Origin of the sequence: Mesorhizobium sp. M1088, assembly GCF_040318575.1 — a bacterium.
Lineage (GTDB): Bacteria > Pseudomonadota > Alphaproteobacteria > Rhizobiales > Rhizobiaceae > Mesorhizobium.
In genome coordinates this window covers 23,717-41,083 of the sequence record NZ_JAMYMO010000029.1, presented here as the reverse complement: position 1 = coordinate 41,083, position 17,367 = coordinate 23,717, and the positions used below count along the sequence as shown (strand labels likewise).

21 protein-coding genes are annotated in these 17,367 nt (G+C 64.3%); 5 read left to right on the top strand and 16 right to left on the bottom strand.

The window, feature by feature from the left end:
• Window positions 1-113: 113 nt before the first annotated feature.
• Window positions 114-2,345: a sensor domain-containing diguanylate cyclase gene (locus NKH49_RS25240; RefSeq protein ID WP_352617204.1), complete on the bottom strand. Its 2,232-nt coding sequence runs from the start codon at window positions 2,343-2,345 to the stop codon at window positions 114-116.
• 122 nt (window positions 2,346-2,467) lie between these two features.
• Window positions 2,468-3,037, bottom strand: a complete 570-nt coding sequence (locus NKH49_RS25235) for a putative glycolipid-binding domain-containing protein (protein WP_352617207.1) — start codon at window positions 3,035-3,037, stop codon at window positions 2,468-2,470.
• 214 nt (window positions 3,038-3,251) lie between these two features.
• On the opposite strand from NKH49_RS25235, the gene ubiG reads away from it, so the two are divergent.
• On the top strand, window positions 3,252-4,001 hold the full coding sequence (ubiG, locus tag NKH49_RS25230) for a bifunctional 2-polyprenyl-6-hydroxyphenol methylase/3-demethylubiquinol 3-O-methyltransferase UbiG (RefSeq protein ID WP_023675148.1): 750 nt from the start codon (window positions 3,252-3,254) through the stop codon (window positions 3,999-4,001).
• A gap of 19 nt (window positions 4,002-4,020) precedes the next feature.
• Here ubiG and NKH49_RS25225 read toward each other — a convergent pair whose 3' ends face one another.
• Window positions 4,021-4,911: a DMT family transporter gene (locus tag NKH49_RS25225; RefSeq protein ID WP_352617210.1), complete on the bottom strand. Its 891-nt coding sequence runs from the start codon at window positions 4,909-4,911 to the stop codon at window positions 4,021-4,023.
• Between the two features lie 101 nt (window positions 4,912-5,012).
• Here NKH49_RS25225 and NKH49_RS25220 point away from each other — a divergent pair, with 101 nt between their 5' ends.
• On the top strand, window positions 5,013-5,498 hold the full coding sequence (locus NKH49_RS25220) for a MarR family winged helix-turn-helix transcriptional regulator (RefSeq protein WP_352617213.1): 486 nt from the start codon (window positions 5,013-5,015) through the stop codon (window positions 5,496-5,498).
• Window positions 5,499-5,538: 40 nt separating this feature from the next.
• Here the strand turns inward: NKH49_RS25220 and NKH49_RS25215 are convergent, their stop codons facing one another.
• Both NKH49_RS25215 and NKH49_RS25210 read right to left on the bottom strand, forming a co-directional pair.
• Window positions 5,539-6,192 (bottom strand): Vgb family protein, encoded by a 654-nt coding sequence (locus tag NKH49_RS25215; RefSeq protein ID WP_352617216.1) that lies wholly within the window; start codon window positions 6,190-6,192, stop codon window positions 5,539-5,541.
• Between the two features lie 9 nt (window positions 6,193-6,201).
• A complete protein-coding gene (locus NKH49_RS25210) occupies window positions 6,202-7,422 on the bottom strand; it encodes a helix-turn-helix domain-containing protein (RefSeq protein WP_352928387.1) in 1,221 nt (406 codons plus the stop codon).
• A 152-nt stretch (window positions 7,423-7,574) separates the two neighbouring features.
• Between NKH49_RS25210 and NKH49_RS25205 the strand changes: the two genes are divergently transcribed.
• Window positions 7,575-8,357, top strand: coding sequence for an SDR family NAD(P)-dependent oxidoreductase (locus NKH49_RS25205; protein ID WP_352617219.1), 783 nt, complete (start codon window positions 7,575-7,577; stop codon window positions 8,355-8,357).
• A 77-nt stretch (window positions 8,358-8,434) separates the two neighbouring features.
• Here NKH49_RS25205 and NKH49_RS25200 read toward each other — a convergent pair whose 3' ends face one another.
• From NKH49_RS25200 to NKH49_RS25180, 5 genes are read right to left on the bottom strand one after another with little or no spacing between them, the layout of a single operon-like run.
• Window positions 8,435-9,130 (bottom strand): hypothetical protein, encoded by a 696-nt coding sequence (locus NKH49_RS25200; protein ID WP_352617221.1) that lies wholly within the window; start codon window positions 9,128-9,130, stop codon window positions 8,435-8,437.
• Window positions 9,131-9,138: 8 nt separating this feature from the next.
• Entirely contained in the window at window positions 9,139-9,564 is a 426-nt protein-coding gene (locus NKH49_RS25195) for a DUF1178 family protein (RefSeq protein ID WP_352471325.1), read from the bottom strand.
• The gene (locus NKH49_RS25190; RefSeq protein ID WP_352617224.1) at window positions 9,561-10,427 is read right to left on the bottom strand and encodes a carbon-nitrogen hydrolase family protein; all 867 of its coding nucleotides are present in this window, start codon (window positions 10,425-10,427) and stop codon (window positions 9,561-9,563) included. The genes NKH49_RS25195 and NKH49_RS25190 overlap by 4 nt, the downstream gene beginning before the upstream one ends.
• Before the next feature lie 10 nt (window positions 10,428-10,437).
• Window positions 10,438-10,707 carry a glutaredoxin 3 gene (grxC, locus tag NKH49_RS25185; RefSeq protein ID WP_352617227.1) on the bottom strand — a complete coding sequence of 90 codons (270 nt, stop codon included), beginning with the start codon at window positions 10,705-10,707 and terminating at the stop codon, window positions 10,438-10,440.
• A 28-nt stretch (window positions 10,708-10,735) separates the two neighbouring features.
• Window positions 10,736-11,536, bottom strand: a complete 801-nt coding sequence (locus NKH49_RS25180; RefSeq protein ID WP_352471329.1) for a ComF family protein — start codon at window positions 11,534-11,536, stop codon at window positions 10,736-10,738.
• 54 nt (window positions 11,537-11,590) lie between these two features.
• On the opposite strand from NKH49_RS25180, the gene NKH49_RS25175 reads away from it, so the two are divergent.
• Window positions 11,591-12,463, top strand: coding sequence for a methyltransferase domain-containing protein (locus NKH49_RS25175; RefSeq protein ID WP_352577157.1), 873 nt, complete (start codon window positions 11,591-11,593; stop codon window positions 12,461-12,463).
• A 50-nt stretch (window positions 12,464-12,513) separates the two neighbouring features.
• Here the strand turns inward: NKH49_RS25175 and NKH49_RS25170 are convergent, their stop codons facing one another.
• From NKH49_RS25170 to argJ, 5 genes are all read right to left on the bottom strand, one after another.
• Window positions 12,514-12,693, bottom strand: a complete 180-nt coding sequence (locus NKH49_RS25170; RefSeq protein ID WP_352453066.1) for a Flp family type IVb pilin — start codon at window positions 12,691-12,693, stop codon at window positions 12,514-12,516.
• 125 nt (window positions 12,694-12,818) lie between these two features.
• The gene (locus tag NKH49_RS25165; RefSeq protein WP_023677980.1) at window positions 12,819-13,124 is read right to left on the bottom strand and encodes a hypothetical protein; all 306 of its coding nucleotides are present in this window, start codon (window positions 13,122-13,124) and stop codon (window positions 12,819-12,821) included.
• 127 nt (window positions 13,125-13,251) lie between these two features.
• Window positions 13,252-13,674 (bottom strand): (deoxy)nucleoside triphosphate pyrophosphohydrolase, encoded by a 423-nt coding sequence (locus tag NKH49_RS25160; RefSeq protein WP_352491816.1) that lies wholly within the window; start codon window positions 13,672-13,674, stop codon window positions 13,252-13,254.
• Entirely contained in the window at window positions 13,671-14,450 is a 780-nt protein-coding gene (locus NKH49_RS25155) for a GNAT family N-acetyltransferase (protein WP_352471332.1), read from the bottom strand. Before NKH49_RS25155 ends, NKH49_RS25160 begins: the two co-directional genes overlap by 4 nt.
• Window positions 14,450-15,691 carry a bifunctional glutamate N-acetyltransferase/amino-acid acetyltransferase ArgJ gene (gene argJ / locus NKH49_RS25150; RefSeq protein ID WP_352617231.1) on the bottom strand — a complete coding sequence of 414 codons (1,242 nt, stop codon included), beginning with the start codon at window positions 15,689-15,691 and terminating at the stop codon, window positions 14,450-14,452. The genes NKH49_RS25155 and argJ overlap by 1 nt, the downstream gene beginning before the upstream one ends.
• A 179-nt stretch (window positions 15,692-15,870) precedes the next feature.
• On the opposite strand from argJ, the gene NKH49_RS25145 reads away from it, so the two are divergent.
• Window positions 15,871-17,097: a caspase family protein gene (locus NKH49_RS25145; protein WP_352617234.1), complete on the top strand. Its 1,227-nt coding sequence runs from the start codon at window positions 15,871-15,873 to the stop codon at window positions 17,095-17,097.
• Window positions 17,098-17,100: 3 nt separating this feature from the next.
• Here the strand turns inward: NKH49_RS25145 and NKH49_RS25140 are convergent, their stop codons facing one another.
• On the bottom strand, window positions 17,101-17,337 hold the full coding sequence (locus NKH49_RS25140; RefSeq protein ID WP_352617237.1) for a putative antibiotic biosynthesis monooxygenase: 237 nt from the start codon (window positions 17,335-17,337) through the stop codon (window positions 17,101-17,103).
• Window positions 17,338-17,367 lie beyond the last annotated feature (30 nt).

Genomic DNA, 17,367 nt, shown 5'->3' with positions numbered 1-17,367 from the left:
AAAATGCGCCAAGCTGTGGCCGGGCGCTCAATGCGCGGCCTCCTTAGCCAAATGATCGCGGTTTCGCAAGGCGGTGAGGATTCCGTCGCCTTGCCCCGTCCATCAACCAGATTTCAAGCCACGCTCTTGGTGAGTTTTGGCTTTTGCTGCTCGACACGGGCGAGACCCGCTCCGGCGATGACGCGGTCACGGCCCTCAGCCTTTGCCTGATACAAAGCGCGATCCGCGGCATTGACGATCTCCGCCCATGAGGCGCCGAGCTCCGGGAAGGCGGCGACCCCGAACGACGCGGTGATGGTGCCGAGCGTGCGGCCGCGGTGCGTGACATGCAGCTGCTTGATCGCCTTTCGCAGAGCTTCGGCGCGATCAGCGCCATCGGCCAGTGACGTTCCAGGCATCATCAAGGCAAATTCCTCGCCGCCGTAGCGCGAAACCACGTCGCTTTCCCTGACATGGTCGACCAGCGTGGCGGCCACCTGCTTGAGGACGAGATCCCCCGCTTCGTGACCGAACGTATCGTTGAACTGCTTGAAATGATCGACGTCGAGCATGATCAACGTCAGCGGCTGCTCGGCACGTTCCAGGCGCCTGAGCTCGCGGCTGCTGGTCTCCTCAAGGTAGCGGCGATTGTAGAGCCCGGTGTTGGGATCCCGGATCGACTGCTGCCGCAACGTCTCGCGAAGACGCAGATTGGCAAGCGCCAACGCCAGCGTATCGACGACGCCACGCAGTATCTGCTGCCGTTCGGCAAGCCACTCCGGCTTGTCAACGGCATTCGGCTCGCACAGATGCAGGATGCCAAGCGTCTCTCCCTGCGCTGCTAGAGGCATGCAGACATAGCCGCGACCGCCATTTTCGGTGATGTGGTTGCAGCGCGGCGTCAGCATGCCTGGACCGGCGACGTGCTCCTGGCCGCGCCGCAGCGCCCAACAATCTTCCGGTCCGAACTGGCCGACGCTCGACCGGATGGTGCCCCAATGCGCCATCTCCTCCACCAGGTTGCGCGACGCACTGGTCAGATGAACGGTTCCGCTCAATCCGCCGAAGAAATCAGGCATGGCGGAGCCGACGACGGAAAATGCCTCGTGAAAAGTGACGCAGGCCTGAAGCAGTTCGCCGAGCTTGACCAGGCGGGTCGTGGCCTCCGATGTCTCTTTCAGTTCACGATTGAGCCTCGCCAGTTCTTCGGCACGATCGTGCACCGCCCGCTCGGCACTGCGCAGGTCGCTGATGTCGCTGAGCGTCAGCACGATGCCGCCATCGGCGCGGTTGAGCGGATTGCAGCTGACGACCACGGGCAAGGAGGTCCCATCCGGTTTTGCCAGCCTCACCTCATTCTGGTGGCGGCGGCCGGTGGTCATGGCCAGTTCGACCGGAGATGTTCCCGACGCGGGCTTGTCTCCCGACGGCCCCCGGATATCCAGGGCCGACTGCCAGTCCTGCCCCACGACCTTGTCGCTGCGCCGCCCGATGATCTCGGCTGCCGCCGGATTGACGGACACGACCTGACCCTTGCCGTCGATGACGGCGATGCCTTCGGCAACGGTCTGGACGATGTCTTCGATGTAGGCCTTCTGATCGACAAGTTGAGCGCGCGAGGCTTCGATTTCGGAGGCCATGGTGTCGAACCCTTGCGCCAACTGTCCGAACTCGTCATCGGAGGTGCGGCCGATACGGGCCCCGGCGTCGCCGCGCGCCAGCGATTCGATGCCGCGGTTGAGACCAGCAAGGCCTTTACTGAAGCCTCGCAACAACAGGAAGGCGGAGGCCGCCGCGATCAGCACGGCTGCAGCGGTACACAGGCCCACAAGCCACAGCATATCGTTCGTGCGCTGCTGCGCGGCACGCAGCAGCGGCGTATACTCGAACAGGACGGCGCCGGCGATCTTGCCGGGTGCATCCTCGATCGGCACTGCAATCAGGTCAATCGGATCGGCCACGTCGGCACTGGCCTCGACGAAGTTGCGCGGCACGCCGTCGTCAATCGTCCGGGCGATTTCATTGCCGGGATCGTAGTCGAACGTCGTGCCGATATTTTGCTCTTCTCCTGGAACGTCGGCGAAAATAACCTTGTTCTTGTCTACGATGACGAGATCGCGTTTCGAGCGGCCGTGCTGCAAAGTCACGAATTCGCGGAGCGCATCGGGTCTCTCGAATAATGAACGCGGCGCGTCCGATGCCCTGAAGGCAATAGTTTCGGCCAACTGCCGTGCGACGCTTGTCGCCTCGGCCAGCGCCACGGATTTGGTCAGCGATATCTGCGAGACGATCGCAACGCCGCCGACCAGGCCGATCAAGGCCACGGCGCTGAACAATGTCGCGACTATCTGGGTTCTTATGCGCACCGGGCTGCCCCTACTCGGACAGCAATCTAAATGCCAAACACTGACCCAACGTTAAGAAACCGCCAATATCGTAAATTTGCCGTTAAGCCACACCGGCCAGCTGCACTCCCAACGCGGGCGGTTCAGCCCGTCCGTACGATGGCCTGCCACAGGCGCGGATAGTCGAGGACGAAACCGAGCGGCGAGACCTCCAGTGTCTCGTGGTAGCCGAACATCGGGGCGGCATAGGCGTAATGTGCAGCATCGACGCGCTGATAGGTTTGCTCGAGGCGAACGAGCCTGAGTTCGGGAAATGTCAGATAGGCTGCCGGCGCGGGCGTCGCCATACCGACATCGAGGGCAAAACGGCGAAGCGCCAAAAGGTTTGTGGCGGGCGTGAAGCCGAGATCGACATCGACGAGACCGTCGACTTCCGCTTGATGCTCGCCGTTCAGCGTCCATTGGCGCTCGGTCAGCCGGTCGATCCTGTAATGCAGCTCTTGCGTGCCGAGAAAGCCGTCGGCGCGCGCCGATCGTGTATGCCAATCGGCGTCGCAATCCGCCTCGTAGGCGATGCTGCACGGCTCGCCGTCCTGGACGAAAAGCGCGTGTCCCCTGAGGTTCCACCCGGAACTCGCTTCCGACAGAAGGCAAGCGTCGTGGCCTTCCTGGTCAAGCCGGCGCCAAAGAATGGAAGCAACCGCTCGCATCATTGCGCACTCCTCCGAACCCGATGTCTCTGCTTCGTCCGCCAAAGCCTAGGCGTTTCCTTCCGGCACACCATCAACTGACACGTGCTGACACAAATGCAGCCGGCAAAAGGCGGCGCCGGAAGGCATCGCGCGCATCGCACCGCCGGCGGTGAATTTCGCGCCTTGACATTCGCAGCCTCGCGCCCGACTTCCTAGCGTCCGAGGAGACCACGCCATGCCTGAGCCCCGACGATCGACGATCGATGCCGGAGAGGTGGAACGATTTTCCGCCCTTGCCGCCGAATGGTGGAACCCGAACGGCAAGTTCCGCCCGTTGCACAAGTTCAACCCGATCCGGCTTGCCTATATCCGCGACCAGGTGGCGGCCCGCTTCGGCCGCGATCCGCGTGCGGCACGGCCGTTCGAAGGCCTCCGCTTCCTTGACATCGGCTGCGGCGGCGGGCTTTTGTGCGAGCCGATGGCGCGGCTTGGCGCCGAAGTGGTCGGCGCCGATGCCTCCGCCACCAACATCGAAGTGGCCAAGCTGCATGCGGCGGAAGTCGGCGTGAGCGTGGATTATCGCGCCACGACCGCGGAAGACCTGGCCGATGCCGGCGAAAAATTCGACGTCATCCTCAACATGGAAGTGGTCGAGCATGTCGCCAATGTCGATCTGTTCCTGGCCAAATGCGGCGAGATGGTCAAGCCTGGCGGCATTATGTTCGTCGCCACCATCAACCGCACGCTGAAGGCCCTGGGCCTGGCCATCATCGGCGCCGAATATGTGCTGCGTTGGCTGCCACGCGGCACCCACCAGTTCGGCAAGCTGGTGCGCCCCGAGGAACTGGAAAAGGCGCTTGCCGGCGCCGGCCTGACCGTCATCGACCGCACCGGCGTCACCTACAACCCGCTCGCCGACCGCTGGCAGCGCTCGAAGGACATGGACGTCAACTACATGGTGCTGGCGGAGAAGGCATCCGTCTGAAGCTTACGCCTTCTGGCCCCTATGGCCTCTGGCTTTGCGCCTTGGTGGTGATGAACACGCCGGCGGTGATGATGACGGCACCGGCCCAGGTCAGCAATTGATAGCGCTCGCCGAGGAAGAGCGTCCCGGCAAACAGCCCGACCGCCGCCGCGACGTAGCCGATCTGGCTGAGATAGACCGGGCCGCCGACCGCTTGCAGGCGGAAGAAGAAGGCGAACATCGCCGAGGCTGATGCCACCTGTGCCGCGGCGATCAGCGGCACGCCGCCGAGCGAGCCGAATGCATTGCCGCCAAGCAGGACGAGAATGCCGGCAACCAGCATCAAGGCTGCTGCCAGATGGCTGCCGACGGCGAGCTCGATCGGGCCGGTGCCTTCGGGCCAGTCGACGGTGCGGTAAATGTTGCCGGCGGCGAGGCTGACCGGGATGAGCAGGCCCATCGCAACCCAGAAAAATTCGGCCGGCTGGCCCGCTTCGCCGCGCGTCACCGCCACCATGACTGCGCCGACGAAACCGACGACTATGCCGACGATGCCCAGCATGGTCGGGCGCCTGACGCCGAGCAGCATCGAGAACACCAGCGTGACGACCGGCGACAGCGTGAACATGATGCCGCTGTAGCCGGCGCCCAGATGCGGAATGGCTGAAAACATCAGCAGATTGGGGATTGCATATGAGACGGCCGCGGTGACGAAGAAATAGCGCAGCCTGTGCGGCGTAAGCCGCATGCGCTTCCCGTTGAGCAGCAATGCGCACAAAAGCACGCCGCCGGCACCAAGCGAGATGACGAAGGCCCAGACCATGGCGGCCACGCCGGCCGCCGTCGCGATCTTGCCGAACGGCAGCGTCAGGCCGAGCAGTCCACCGGTGACAACCAGAAGGCCAAGCGCCGAGTCCCAGAGAAATTTCATCGCACCGTCCCGTCGCCCGTTCGCGGCACTTGGCCAATATCGCAAGCTGAGGTAAGATAAGGTAAAGATTCTTCACGTCAAGATACATAACGGTGAGAGACATGGATCGCGCAGCAAAAGCGATCGGGCAATGGAAAAAGGAACGGCCGGATCTCGATGTCTCGCCGATGGCCGTGCTCGGACGGTTGAACGAGGCCGCCTCGCTGATCGCACGAGAGCGGCTGGCGCCGCTGTTTGCAAGTTACGGGCTGCAATCCGGAGAATTCGATGTGCTGGCGACGCTGCGTCGTTCCGGGCCGCCATACGCGCTGACGCCGACGGCTCTCTACGAGGCGACGATGGTGACGTCGGGCGCGATGACCAACCGCCTCGATCGGCTCGAGAAATCCGGCCTGATCAAGCGCGGGCCGCACCCCGACGATCGCCGCGGCATTGTCGTGCAGCTGACTAAAAAGGGTCTGGGGTTGATTGACGAGGCGGTTACCGCTCACGTCGCCAACGAGCACCAGATACTTTCCGGGTTAGCACGCCCGGAGCAGATCATGCTGGCTCGCCTGCTCGAAAAACTGATAGCGAGCCTAGGCTAACCCAGGGCGGCCAAGAGGGCCGGCCGAGAGGGTGGAAAGCTTAAATCCTGGTCGCCGAGCCTCGTTTGGGCCGGCGAACAGCTCTGATCTTGCCGCTGTTTCCGCCGCCACAGAAAAACTGGTCGCCGCCATCGGATTCGAGCCCCGACACGCCTGTTCCCGGCGGCATATCGAGCTTCTCAAGGACCTTTCCCGTTTCAGGATCGATCCGTCTGACATCGCTCTCCTCACCCTCCCAGGTGCCATGCCACAGCTCGCCGTCGACCCAGCTGACGCCGGTGACGACGCGGTTGGAAACGATGGTGCGAAGAATTGCCCCTGTCTCGGGATCGACCTGATGAATCTTTCGGCCCCGATGCTGCCCGACCCAGAGTGTTCCTTCGGCCCAGGCGAGCCCGGAATCACCGCCATTGCCGGGCGCCGGGATCGTCGCCAGCACCTGGCCATTCTTCGGATCGATCTTCTGGATGCGATCCTCGGCGATCTGATAGAGGTGCTGGCCGTCGAAGGCCGTTCCGGCGTGTGCCGCGACGTCGATCGAGCGCACCACGTTGCCGCTCGCCGGATCGAAGGCGTTCAATCTGTCGCCTGAGGCAAACCAGACATGCTCACCGTCGAAGGTAACGCCGTCCACGTGGTCGACACCCGGAAAGGGTCCATATTCTCGAAGGATTTCGGCTGCGGATCGTTCCATAATTCCATCCTAGTAGCCCGGCAGTGGGCCGGGGAGTAACAAGATTGTCGGGAAACCCGTCAGCGGCGGGGTCATCCAGCGACGCGCCCGTCCGCGGCCGAACGACTGCACCTTGCCGGCCTGGGCGAGCTGCTCGAGCGCTCGCTGCACGGTACGCGAACTGGCTCCAAGCGCAATCGCCAGGGCCGAACTCGACCAAGACTCGCCGTCCGCGAGGAAGGCGAGCACGGCGGCATGCTCTTCTTCGACGGGTGGCGCCAGCACGACGACCTCACCTGCGCGGCGCGGGGCCAGCGCAAAGCCCCGCTTCGTCGCGCTCACATCCGCCAAGCTCCGAAGCTCCGCGCGAAGCCGCCCGACTTCGACGCGCAATCGTGCGCGATGTGATTCGTCCGCGTCCTTTCCGCGGAAAGCGCGCGCAATGAGCGTCGCTCTTGCCACGTCCCCCGGCCAGGCTTCGGCCAGCGCGCGGGCCAGCGCGAACAGCACCGGGCGGGTCGCCAGCGAGACGACGGTGTCTGCGACACGCACGACATTGCGGCATGCATCCACCACGAGCGCCCCCGACGCCAGGAGCGCTTCGACTTCATCGAGCAGGAGGGGCCGTTCCCCGCCACGCGCGACAAGGCGCGCGGCCGGCGTGTCCAGCACCAGCGATGCGCTCTCCACCTCCGCGATCAGCGCGGGGATGCCCGCCGCGCGCGCCGCCCGCGCCGCCAGCCCGAGCGCGGCGCGCGCAGGACCGGTCCGCAAGCGGCGGATGGCGATGCCGGCGACAGCCAGCTCGTGGGCGGCCCGCGATGCCGGCGGCAGCGGCGACGGATCGAAGCCGTCCAGCCTGCGCTCGGCTTCGTCGAGATGGCCGATCAGCAGCAGGCGCCGAACGTCGAGGTTGCGCGCATGCGCGGCGTTGACGCGGTCGCCATGCTTTTCGAGCGTCGCCCGTGCGGCGTCGAGTGCCTTGGCCGGCCAGGTAAGGTCGCGCGAGACGAGCGCGATCTCGGCCTCGGCGAGGATACACCGCGCGCGGGCCACGGCCTCCCTTGGGCTGAATGCGCGCGCCGCCCTCTTGAGAAGAACCTTCGCCCGAACCAGGTCGCCAAGCTGCGCCATCGCGATACCGCGCAACGCCAGCGCCGGCGCATCGTCGCGCAGCGCAACCCGCTTCAAGGCGCCGAGCGGATCGCCCGTCGCAAGCGCATGCGCCGCGGCCGTGATCAGCGAGTCCATCGGAATCCCGTCACACTTGTCACTCCCATGGCTTCGATGCCCGGCGCTAAGTCCATCTCACCAACCAGTCGTATCGACAACGGCGACTGTAGCCAACCTGAGTTGCGGCGCGCCAACGCTCGAACACAACGATAAGCATTAGGAGAGACGCAATGAAGATCGAAGGTACAACCATCCTGGTGACTGGAGCCAATCGGGGCATCGGTCGGGCACTGGTCGAGGAAGCCCTGAGCAGAGGCGTAAAGCGCGTCTATGCCGCAACCCGAAAACCGATGGCTCATCCGGACCGGCGTGTGACGCCCCTGACCATGGATGTGACCAACGCTGCGCAGATCCGGGAGGCCGTCGAGAAGATCGATGCTCTCGATATCCTCATCAACAACGCCGGCGTATCGCCTATCGATGACCTCAGCGACCGTCGTGTGCTCGAACAACAGCTCGCCGTAAACCTCTTCGGCTCGTACGACGTTACCCAGGCTCTGCTGCCGTTGCTCGCCCGGTCGCGGGGAGCCATCGTCAACATTCTGTCGCTGGCCTCGATTGCCGCCGTGCCGTTCAGTCCGGCTTACTCCATCTCGAAGGCGGCCTCGTTCTCGCTGTCGCAGTCGTTGCGCACCCTTTTGGCCGGACGGGGTGTCAGCGTCCACAGGGTCCTTCCCGGCCCGGTGGACACGGACATGACACGGGGCCTGGACATCGCGAAAGCCTCTCCGGAGTCTGTCGCACGAGCGATCCTGGACGGCGTGGAGAACGGCGAAGAGGAAATCTTCCCCGATCCCATGTCGGAATCCCTGGCGGAGGGCTGGCGCAGCAGTGCAGTCAAGGCGCTTGAACGCCAGTTTGCAGCCTATGCGGAAGCAACTCCGTCAAGTGGCGGGCATGAAAGACGGAGCGAGACGATTACCCGCGAGGCCCATCCTTGCTGCTCGGCCTGAAATTGCGGACGCTTGTGCAGGGGGCGGCGGCATCGCCGCTCTGGGCGGAAGCGAATCCCCACAAGCGAAACGGAGCATCATTTTCGCTTGTCGAAATGCGCTTCAGCTTCTTGTCGCCTGATACGCCTCTGATATCGCTGCCGTGCGAAAAAGACGATCAAGTCTGCCAGCCAACCTGGAGCATTGAGATGGAGCAAGGCATCACGCGCGCTATCAATTTGCCGACCATTCATCGCTACATTGGAAAAATCCGAGGGTTCCGTTTGTCGAGCTTCGACCCATTGACGAATACTCGCCCCGTCCGGCAGTTTCGCCGCAAAAGCCAGTTCACGTCTCATGCAAACCCACTCCACCCGGTGGCGCAATTCCTCCTCATAGCCAATGCCTCGCTGACGGAGACGCGCATGCGTCGCCTCATGCACTATCGCGCTGGCGATCTGGTCGGTCAGCGTGTGCTCGCCTAGAACAAATCGCCGATCAAGCTCGCAAGTCGAAGTCGATTTCACAAATTGCGCAGCGGCACCTGGATTGATTGTAATCCAGATCCGTTTGAGATCGCGGACCAGACGGCTGTATCGAACAGGGTCAAATTCTTGAATCAACCGCAGCGCGGCGGCAACCTTATCTGCATCTTTCCCACCGCTCTCGCCCGTATAGAAAACTGGCAACCCATCGATCGTCCTCTTATCGATCGACTTTATAGCCAACCAGCTGAAAACACGGATCACTACCTCTGAACCACGCCGCTTTTCAGTCTTCTCCGGATGGGGCAAGACTTTCCTCAGTTGCGGTCGTCGGGGAAGCTTGGAATAGGCATGAACTCGACACCGTCTTCGGCGAGGCTCTTGGCCTCGTCCAGCGTCGCCTCGCCATAGATACCGCGCGGATCGCTTTCGCCGAAATGGATCTTGCGCGCTTCCTCGGCGAATTTGTCGCCGACATAGTCGGCATTCTCGCGCACTTTGTCGGCCAGCGCCTTGAGCTGCGCCAGCGCCTGCTTCTGCGCCTCGCCCATGGCCAGCGCGATGCTTTCGCGCTTGCGCCCGGTGGAGACGGCAGGCGCCATCAGCGCCTTGTCGACCTTATGCGAGCCGCAGGCCGGGCAATCGACGAAACCGCGCCTCTTCTGTGTGTCGAAATCGTCGTTGCTGCGGAACCAGGCCTCGAACTCGTGCTCGTGCTCGCAGATCAGGGAAAAGCGGATCAAGAGGCGGCACCCCTGAGCGGAATTGCCTCCGCCGAACCGGCGTTTACGGCAAAATCGCGTGCGTTTTTGAGATTCGGTATCTTTTTGCGCGCAGCGACTGACTGCGCCGGGTCGATCTCGGCGACGATCACCGCCGGCTCGTCATGCGCAGCTTCGGCGACGATGCGGCCCCAGGGATCGACGATCAGCGAATGGCCATAGGTTTCGCGGCCGTCCTCGTGCACGCCGCCTTGCGCGGCGGCAACCACATAGGCGCCGTTCTCTATGGCTCGCGCCCTGAGCAGCACGTGCCAATGCGCTTCGCCGGTCTGGCGGGTGAAGGCGGCGGGCACCGAAAGCAGATCGGCGCCGGCCAGCGCCTCGGCACGGAACAGCTGCGGAAAGCGCAGATCGTAGCAGACGGCAAAGCCGAGCTTCGCGCCATTGACTTCGGCGACGACGGCCTCGGTGCCAGGCTCATAGGCGGCGGATTCGCGCCAGCTCTCGCCATTGTCGAGATCGACGTCGAACATGTGGATCTTGTCGTAGGTGGCAATCGTGGCGCCGTCCGGCCCGAACAGAAGGGCGCGGTTGGCAAGCTTGCCGTCGGCGCGCAGAATGGCGGTCGAGCCGATATGCAGGAAAATGCCGAGCTCGCTGGCCAGCCGCCGCGACGTCGAGACGACGATGTCCTTGTCCTCGGAGGTGAAGGAAGCGGCCCGTGCCTGGCTGTCGCGGATCAGCGCGCCGGTCATTTCCGGCGTCTGGATATAGGTCGCGCCAAGGCCTGCCGCCTCGCGCACCAGCCGTTCCAGATCGACCGCATTGCGCTCCGGGCTGGTTCCCGAACGCATCTGGATCGCCGCCGCCTTGAAACCACCCATAGTCATGTCCTTATCTGGCCGAGCCGTTGGCGAGCAATGTGTCCAGCCGTCCTTCCGCCTCCAATTCGTGGAGATCGTCAGAGCCGCCGACATGCGTGTCGCCGATGAATATCTGCGGAAAGGTGGAACGGCCGTGAGCGCGGGAGATCATCTCCCGGCGCAGCTCCGGCGAGAAGGAGGCGTCGTGCTCGGTGTAGGTCACACCCTTCCTATCGAGCAGCCGCTTGGCCGCGGTGCAATAGCCGCACATCATCCGCGTGTAGATCGTCACATCGACCATCGGTCAGCAATCCTGCCTCGTTCCTAGGCTATATAGGCGCCGATTCGTCGGCCCGAAAGTCCCCCGGCAGCACACGCGCAAAGGTCAGTACGTCGACCGCGCCGGCGCCGCCCTTCTTCAACGCCTTGGCGACCGCGCGGACGGTGGCGCCGGTGGTGTAGACGTCGTCGATCAGCAGCACCCGGCGGCCGGTGATTTCGATCTCCGCCTCATCAGGCACTTTGAATGCGGCGCGAACATTTTCCTCGCGTTCCCGCCGCTCCAGCCCGACCTGCTGGCGCGTGAGTTTGACGCGCCTGATGGCTGATGGCGCGAAAGGCCGCTCGCCGAGTTGCGCCACCGCCCGCGCCAGTTCCGCCGACTGGTTGAACTGCCGCCTGAAGAAACGCCGCCAGTGCAGCGGCACCGGCACGACCACATCGGCCTCGGCGATGAGCTCGGCACCGGCGCGAAGCATCCAGCGCGCCATCCACGGCGCCAGATCGGTGCGGTCCTGGTATTTCAGCCCTTGCACCATCTGGCGGGCAACGCCGGAATAGGCGACCGCCGCCCGCGCGCGCTCGAACGGCGGCGGGTCGGCTATCGCCTCCGCCGACAGGAAACCCTCACCCATATTGTGGGTGAACGGCGTGCCCATCACCGGGCACCACGGCCGTTCCAGCAGCCTGAGTTTCGGCCAGCAGGCGCCGCACAACACGCCGGGCTGCGAGACATGGCGGCGGCAGCCGGCACAGACGGGCGGGAACAAGAGGCGCGCTGGCCAGCCCAATGCCTTGCGGGCAATGCTCTTGATCGCAATACGCTTGATCTCTGGCATGGGATCGGCCACGTGGTTGGTCCTCCGCATCACTATATCAGAGAGCGAAGCACAAGGACCTGCCCATTGCAGCCTGTAATTGACACCTCGCTCTGGCTGGCGCGCAAGCGCCGGGCACTGGCCCGCCCCATCGCCGGCGCGGATTTCCTCATGCGGCGGGCGGCCGAGGATCTTGCCGACCGGCTCGGCGCCGTCGAACGCAGGTTCGGCAAGGCGGCCTCGTTGTTTTGCCAGACGCCGGCTGCAGCAGAGGTGCTCGCCGAAAGCGGCAAGGTGACGGAAAACGTGCGCGTCGAGGCCGACGCCGCTTTCCTGGGTGGCCAGCCAGGACTGTTGGCGCCGTTGGAAACCGTGCCATTCGAGCCGGAAAGCCTCGACCTCGCAGTGTCGCTGCTGTCGCTGCAGGCGATGAACGACATTCCCGGCATGCTGGTGCAGGTCCGCCGGGCGCTGAAGCCGGACGGGCTTTTCCTCGGCGCCTTCGCCGGCACAGGCACGCTCTCCGAACTGCGCGAAAGCCTGCTTGCCGCCGAGACCGAGCTCTATGGCGGCGCCAGCCCGCGTGTGATCCCGTTCACCGACGTCCGCGACGCCGGCGCGCTGCTGCAGCGCGCCGGCCTGGCACTGCCGGTTGCCGACGTCGAGACGATCACGGTGCGCTACGATTCGCTATTTGGCCTGGTCGCCGACCTGCGCGCCATGGGCGAGACCAGCGCGCTTGTCGACCGCAGCAGGCGGCCGGGCACGCGAGCGCTGTTCGCGCGCGCCGCCGAAATCTATGCGGAGCGGTTTTCGGATGCCGATGGCCGCGTCAGGGCGAGTTTCTCGGTGGTCTGGATGTCAGGCTGGGCGCCCGATGCCTCTCAGCAAAAGCCGCTGAAGCCGGGCTCCGCAAAAATATCGCTGAAGACAATCCTGGAAAACCCCGGCGGCCCCTGAGCGGATCCTTGCGCAAAAGCCAAGCGTATTCCACGCAAAAGCTAAGCGGGTCATTGTGCAAAAGCGTTGGCAAGCTTGCTGCTGTTGTCGCTGAACAACCACTGGATGGCGCCGGCAGCCTGGCCAATACCAGCGACAATGGCAAGCGACAGCACGGCGACGATCAAACCATATTCGATAGCCGTCGCACCCCTCTCGTCTTCTAAAAATCGTTGCAGCAAGATTTTCATGGGCGCCATCCCTCTTGCCTGAACCTAGCGCCGACCCGTTAAGAAAGGTTAATGCGACAGGCTTAACGCGGGGTGAACCAGCTGCATTCTAGGAAACAGCCGAATCCTGGAGATCTGTTGAGCGGTCAGCAGTCGCCGCTGCTTCTGCCATCGGCCCGTATAACGCAGACCGAACTGGGCAGCGGCTGCAGCACGCTCTTGCGTAGCGTATAGCTGTCGCGCTGGCCGATCGAGCCGGTGCTCATCGTATCAAGCCCGTCGCGGGCAAACTGCGAGCGGGTCCGGCTGTCGAGGTAGGGCGTCGCGATCAAGGCCAGAGCCACCGCGGCCGAGCCGAACAAGAGGGCGATGCGCAATATTCCCATGCCGGCATTGGCGGCGCCAGGAAGGCGGTCCGGCCAAGGCGAGTCCCAGTCCTTTTCAAGGCTCATGCAAATCGCTCCCCAGCGGTGGAATCGGCGTAACCGCCTGGCGTCAATTTTTCACGGTCAGATAAATCTTTCATTAACGCTGCTGCCAGCGCGTTGCGGCGCTGCCCGATTTACGGCAGGTCGGCCGTTACAGCAGGTCGATGAGGAACTGGATCAGCGGGGCATCGGCCGGCGGCATTGGAAAATCGCGCATCTGGCGCGGCCGCACCCATTTCAGCACCTGGCCTTCCTTCGGCTGGGCAATGCCGCGGAATCGACGGCAGACGAACAGCGGCATCAGCAGGTGAAAATCATCGTAGGAATGGCTGGCGAAGGTGAGTGGGGCCAGGCAAGGGATGTCGGTTTCGATGCCGATCTCCTCGTACAATTCGCGGATCAGGCATTGTTCCGGCGTCTCACCAGGCTCGACCTTGCCGCCCGGAAACTCCCACAGGCCGGCGAGTTGCTTGCCTTCGGGCCGCTGCGCCAAAAGCACGCGCCCGTCGGCGTCGACCAGCGCGCAGGCCGCGACCAGGAGCAGGCGTTTGCCGACCGTATCCAAGCCGCTCATGCGCCGGGTGGCCGGCGATAGCGATAGCGATAGACTTCGTCGAATCCGAGCGAACGGTAGAGCGCCAGCGCCGGCGCGTTGTCCGCCTCGACCTGCAGCCAGGCTTCCCGCGCCCCGCGCAGCCGCGCCCATTTCAGCGCCGACCGGATGAGATGGCGGCCATGGCCCTGGTTGCGCACCGACCTGTCGGTGGCGATCTCGAACAGGCCGGCAAGGTCGCCGTCATGCACGCAGATCAACGTTGCCAGCGGTTCGCTGCCGGCCTCCAGCGCAAACAGCCCGGCCTCCGGCTGGATGGCGCCGATGATCTCCGACAGGCCCGGACGCAGCGACACATCCGAGCCGCTCACCTTGAGCGCCGCGCCGATGAAACGGCTGATGTCCTTCAACGGAATCTGGTCCATGGCATCGTCGAGCGCGGCGTCCGCCAGCGGCAGCCGCATGACCAGCGACTCCGCGAACGTACTCCAGCCTTCGCTGTCGAGGTACTTCGAAAGATCAGGCCCCGACAGCGGTGAGATGCGAAAGGTCAGCGGCCTGCCATACGCGTCGAAGCGGCGGCTGGCACGGCCGATGCGCTCGGCAATGTGCTGGATGTCGCCCGGATCGAGCGGATTGACCGAGTTCAGCCGCTTGGCCGGGTGGCCGGCCGTCAGCCGAACCACCCAGGTGCCGTCATAATGGACGGCGGCCGCCGGCCAGGCGCGAAAGCCGGCCGCCTCATAGCGGCGCACGATCGCCAACACGCTTGCCGGATGTCTGGAAGCCAACGCCATCAGCTCCGATAATCGCCGTTTATGGCGACATATTCCTTGGTGAGATCGCAGGTCCACACCGTCGCCTTGCCGCGGCCGATGCCGATGTCGGCGCGGATGCGGATCTCGTCGCGCTTCATATACGCCGAAGTCGCCTCCTCGGAATAGGCGGCGTCGCGCTCGCCCTGATAGGCCAGGCGGTTGTCGCCGAACCAGATCGACAGAAGGTCGCGGTCGGCCGGTTCGCCGGCCTTGCCGACAGCCATGACGACGCGGCCCCAATTGGCGTCCTCGCCGGCGACTGCCGTCTTGACCAGCGGCGAATTGGCGATCGACAGCGCGATGCGCTTGGCCGAGCGGGCCGATTTGGCTCCGGTGACGGTGACCTCGACCTGCTTGCGGGCGCCCTCGCCGTCGCGCACCACCTGTAGTGCCAGCGATTTCAGCACCTTGCCGAGGGCACGGCGGAACGCGCCGAGGCGCGCATCCTTGGGGTCGGAAATTGCCGGCGCGCCGCGCCTGGCGGCAGCACCCGTGGCGAACATCAGCAGCGTGTCGCTGGTCGAGGTGTCGCTGTCGACGGTAACCGCGTTGAAGGTCTTGGTCGTGCCGCGCGACAGGAGGTCCTGCAGCACCGGTGCTGCGATCGGCGCATCGGTGGCGATGAAGGAAAGCATCGTCGCCATGTCGGGCGCGATCATCCCGGCGCCCTTGGCGATACCGTTGATGGTGACGTCGGCATCGCCGAGCTTGACCGTCGCGGTCGCCAGTTTGGGATAGGTGTCGGTAGTCATGATCGCCTTGGCGGCTTCGGTCCACAATTCCGGCTTGCCGTCCTTGACCAGCCCGGCCAGCAGATGGCTGAACTTGCCGGCGTCGAGCGGTTCGCCGATCACGCCGGTCGAGGCCAGGAATACCTCGCCCGCTGTGCAATCGGCCGCTTTCGCCGCCACCTCGCCCGTGAGTGCCGTCGAGGCGCGGCCCTTCTGGCCGGTAAAGGCATTGGCATTGCCGGAATTGACCACCAGCACGCGTGCCTTGCCAGCCACGAGGTTCTGCCGGCAGAAATCGACCGGCGCCGAAGGGCATTTCGACCTGGTGAACACGCCGGCGACGGTGGTGCCGGCGTCGAACACCATGGCCAGCAAGTCGGTGCGGTTCTTGTATTTTATGCCGGCCTCGGCGGTGGCGATGCGCACGCCCTCGATCACCGGCATCTTGGGATATTTCTTCGGCGCGAGCGGCGAAACCTGTGTGGACATGGAAGACCCCGGGCGGGAAAAATCGCGAAAGGAACGCCGGTTTGCCCGATAGCACGCGCTGGCGCAAGGCGTTTCACAGCCGTTACGGGTGCCGGAAGCCTGACACCGCCTCATGCAGCAAGCAGGCTGTTGCAAATTTGTTGGCGTCGCTGCGACCGATAGCGCTATGATCCTGCCCCATGGGCAGGCTTGTGGTCTTGGCACTGGCGTTTCTGGGCTTTCTGCTGCTGCGCGCCGATGCGCAGACGGCGCGGCGCGTGGCGCTTGTGGTCGGCAACGGCAGCTACGCCGAAGCCGGCACGCTGGCCAATCCCGTCAACGATGCGCTCGACATCGCCGACAAGCTGCGCGCCATCGGTTTCGAGGTGATCGAAGGCAACGATCTCGGCAAGCGCGAGCTCGAACGCAAGATCGGCGAATTCTCCGATGCGCTGCAGGGTGCCGGTGCCGGGCTGTTCTACTATGCCGGCCACGGCCTGCAGGTCGACGGGCGCAACTTCATCGTGCCGGTCGACGCCCGGCTGGACATGCCGGTCAAGCTGCAGCTCGAGGCGGTGCCGATCGACGAGGTTCTCGACATCATGGAGCAGCAGACCAAGGTCAGCCTGGTCTTCCTCGATGCCTGCCGCAACAACCCGTTTGCCCGAAGTCTCAGCCGCAGCGCCACGACGCGCTCGGCGACGGCTCTCGCCGGTCTTGCCCAGTTCGAGTCGACACGCGGCTCATTCATCGCCTTCTCGACTGCGCCCGGCGCCGTCGCAATGGACGGGACGGGACGCAACTCGCCGTTTGCGGCGGCACTTTTGCGGCATATGGCGGAACCCGGACAGAGCATCAACGACATGATGATTGCGGTGCGCCGCGACGTCGTTTCGGCAACGCGCGAGGCGCAGCGTCCCTGGGAGCAGGGGTCGCTGCTCGAGCGTTTCGAATTCGTTCCGGGCGGAGACACTGCCCAGCAACCGAAACCGGCCGTCAGCCCGGCTCCCGCGTCGCAGGTGGCTGCGCTCGAACGCTCCGTCGGCGACGAGGGTGCCATCGAAAAATTCTTGCGCGAAAACTATCTGGCGCCTGATGCCAGGAGAATGCGCGAAACCGTCAAGCGGCTTTACGGTTCGTCGGCCACCATTTACGGCACGCGCTACGACAGCGAGGCGATCGTCAAGGTCAAGACCGACTGGTTCGCGCAATGGGCATCGTGGTCGTTCGGTCTCGAGCCCGGCAGCCTTGAGGTGACGCCGCAAGGCAAGGACCGTGCCGACGTGGTTTTCGCCATGCGCTACGACTATGTGCCGAAGGACAAATCGGCGCAGCGCCTGACCGGCAAGGCGCGGGTGACGCTGGAACTCGTGCTGGCCGATGGCGCGTGGCGCGTTGCGTCGGAAACGTCGCAAGCGCTGGAATGAACATCAGCGGACCGCTGGGTTGATGAACCCGCGAAACGCCCGCTGCACGCCCGGAATCAGTCCCCAGATCATGATCGAGACCATCAGCGGCGCGATGACCGGCGTGCGCTGCCAGATTTGCCATTCCTGCGTCAGCGGAAAAACCACGTACAAAATGGCAGTGATCAGCGGATACACGCCGAGCAGCACCAGCAGGGCGAAGCGCAGGCGCGAAAAGCGGGTCACGGCGGTCGAGTTCATCAAACTCTCCTTATCGTTACGGAACGTTCC

What these genes read in the sequence shown, in the direction of transcription:
- NKH49_RS25140 (WP_352617237.1), bottom strand. Translation starts at nt 17,337, where the DNA reads ATGAACTCGACCGCCGTGACCCGCTTTTCGCGCCTGCGCTTCGCCCTG.
- grxC (WP_352617227.1), bottom strand. Translation starts at nt 10,707, where the DNA reads ATGGTCGATGTGACGATCTACACGCGGATGATGTGCGGCTATTGCACC.
- NKH49_RS25220 (WP_352617213.1), top strand. Translation starts at nt 5,013, where the DNA reads ATGGATCGCGCAGCAAAAGCGATCGGGCAATGGAAAAAGGAACGGCCG.
- NKH49_RS25215 (WP_352617216.1), bottom strand. Translation starts at nt 6,192, where the DNA reads ATGGAACGATCCGCAGCCGAAATCCTTCGAGAATATGGACCCTTTCCG.
- NKH49_RS25235 (WP_352617207.1), bottom strand. Translation starts at nt 3,037, where the DNA reads ATGATGCGAGCGGTTGCTTCCATTCTTTGGCGCCGGCTTGACCAGGAA.
- NKH49_RS25205 (WP_352617219.1), top strand. Translation starts at nt 7,575, where the DNA reads ATGAAGATCGAAGGTACAACCATCCTGGTGACTGGAGCCAATCGGGGC.
- NKH49_RS25210 (WP_352928387.1), bottom strand. Translation starts at nt 7,422, where the DNA reads ATGGACTCGCTGATCACGGCCGCGGCGCATGCGCTTGCGACGGGCGAT.
- NKH49_RS25190 (WP_352617224.1), bottom strand. Translation starts at nt 10,427, where the DNA reads ATGGGTGGTTTCAAGGCGGCGGCGATCCAGATGCGTTCGGGAACCAGC.
- NKH49_RS25160 (WP_352491816.1), bottom strand. Translation starts at nt 13,674, where the DNA reads ATGAGCGGCTTGGATACGGTCGGCAAACGCCTGCTCCTGGTCGCGGCC.
- argJ (WP_352617231.1), bottom strand. Translation starts at nt 15,691, where the DNA reads ATGTCCACACAGGTTTCGCCGCTCGCGCCGAAGAAATATCCCAAGATG.
- NKH49_RS25170 (WP_352453066.1), bottom strand. Translation starts at nt 12,693, where the DNA reads ATGAAAATCTTGCTGCAACGATTTTTAGAAGACGAGAGGGGTGCGACG.
- ubiG (WP_023675148.1), top strand. Translation starts at nt 3,252, where the DNA reads ATGCCTGAGCCCCGACGATCGACGATCGATGCCGGAGAGGTGGAACGA.
- NKH49_RS25225 (WP_352617210.1), bottom strand. Translation starts at nt 4,911, where the DNA reads ATGAAATTTCTCTGGGACTCGGCGCTTGGCCTTCTGGTTGTCACCGGT.
- NKH49_RS25145 (WP_352617234.1), top strand. Translation starts at nt 15,871, where the DNA reads ATGGGCAGGCTTGTGGTCTTGGCACTGGCGTTTCTGGGCTTTCTGCTG.
- NKH49_RS25165 (WP_023677980.1), bottom strand. Translation starts at nt 13,124, where the DNA reads ATGAGCCTTGAAAAGGACTGGGACTCGCCTTGGCCGGACCGCCTTCCT.
- NKH49_RS25155 (WP_352471332.1), bottom strand. Translation starts at nt 14,450, where the DNA reads ATGGCGTTGGCTTCCAGACATCCGGCAAGCGTGTTGGCGATCGTGCGC.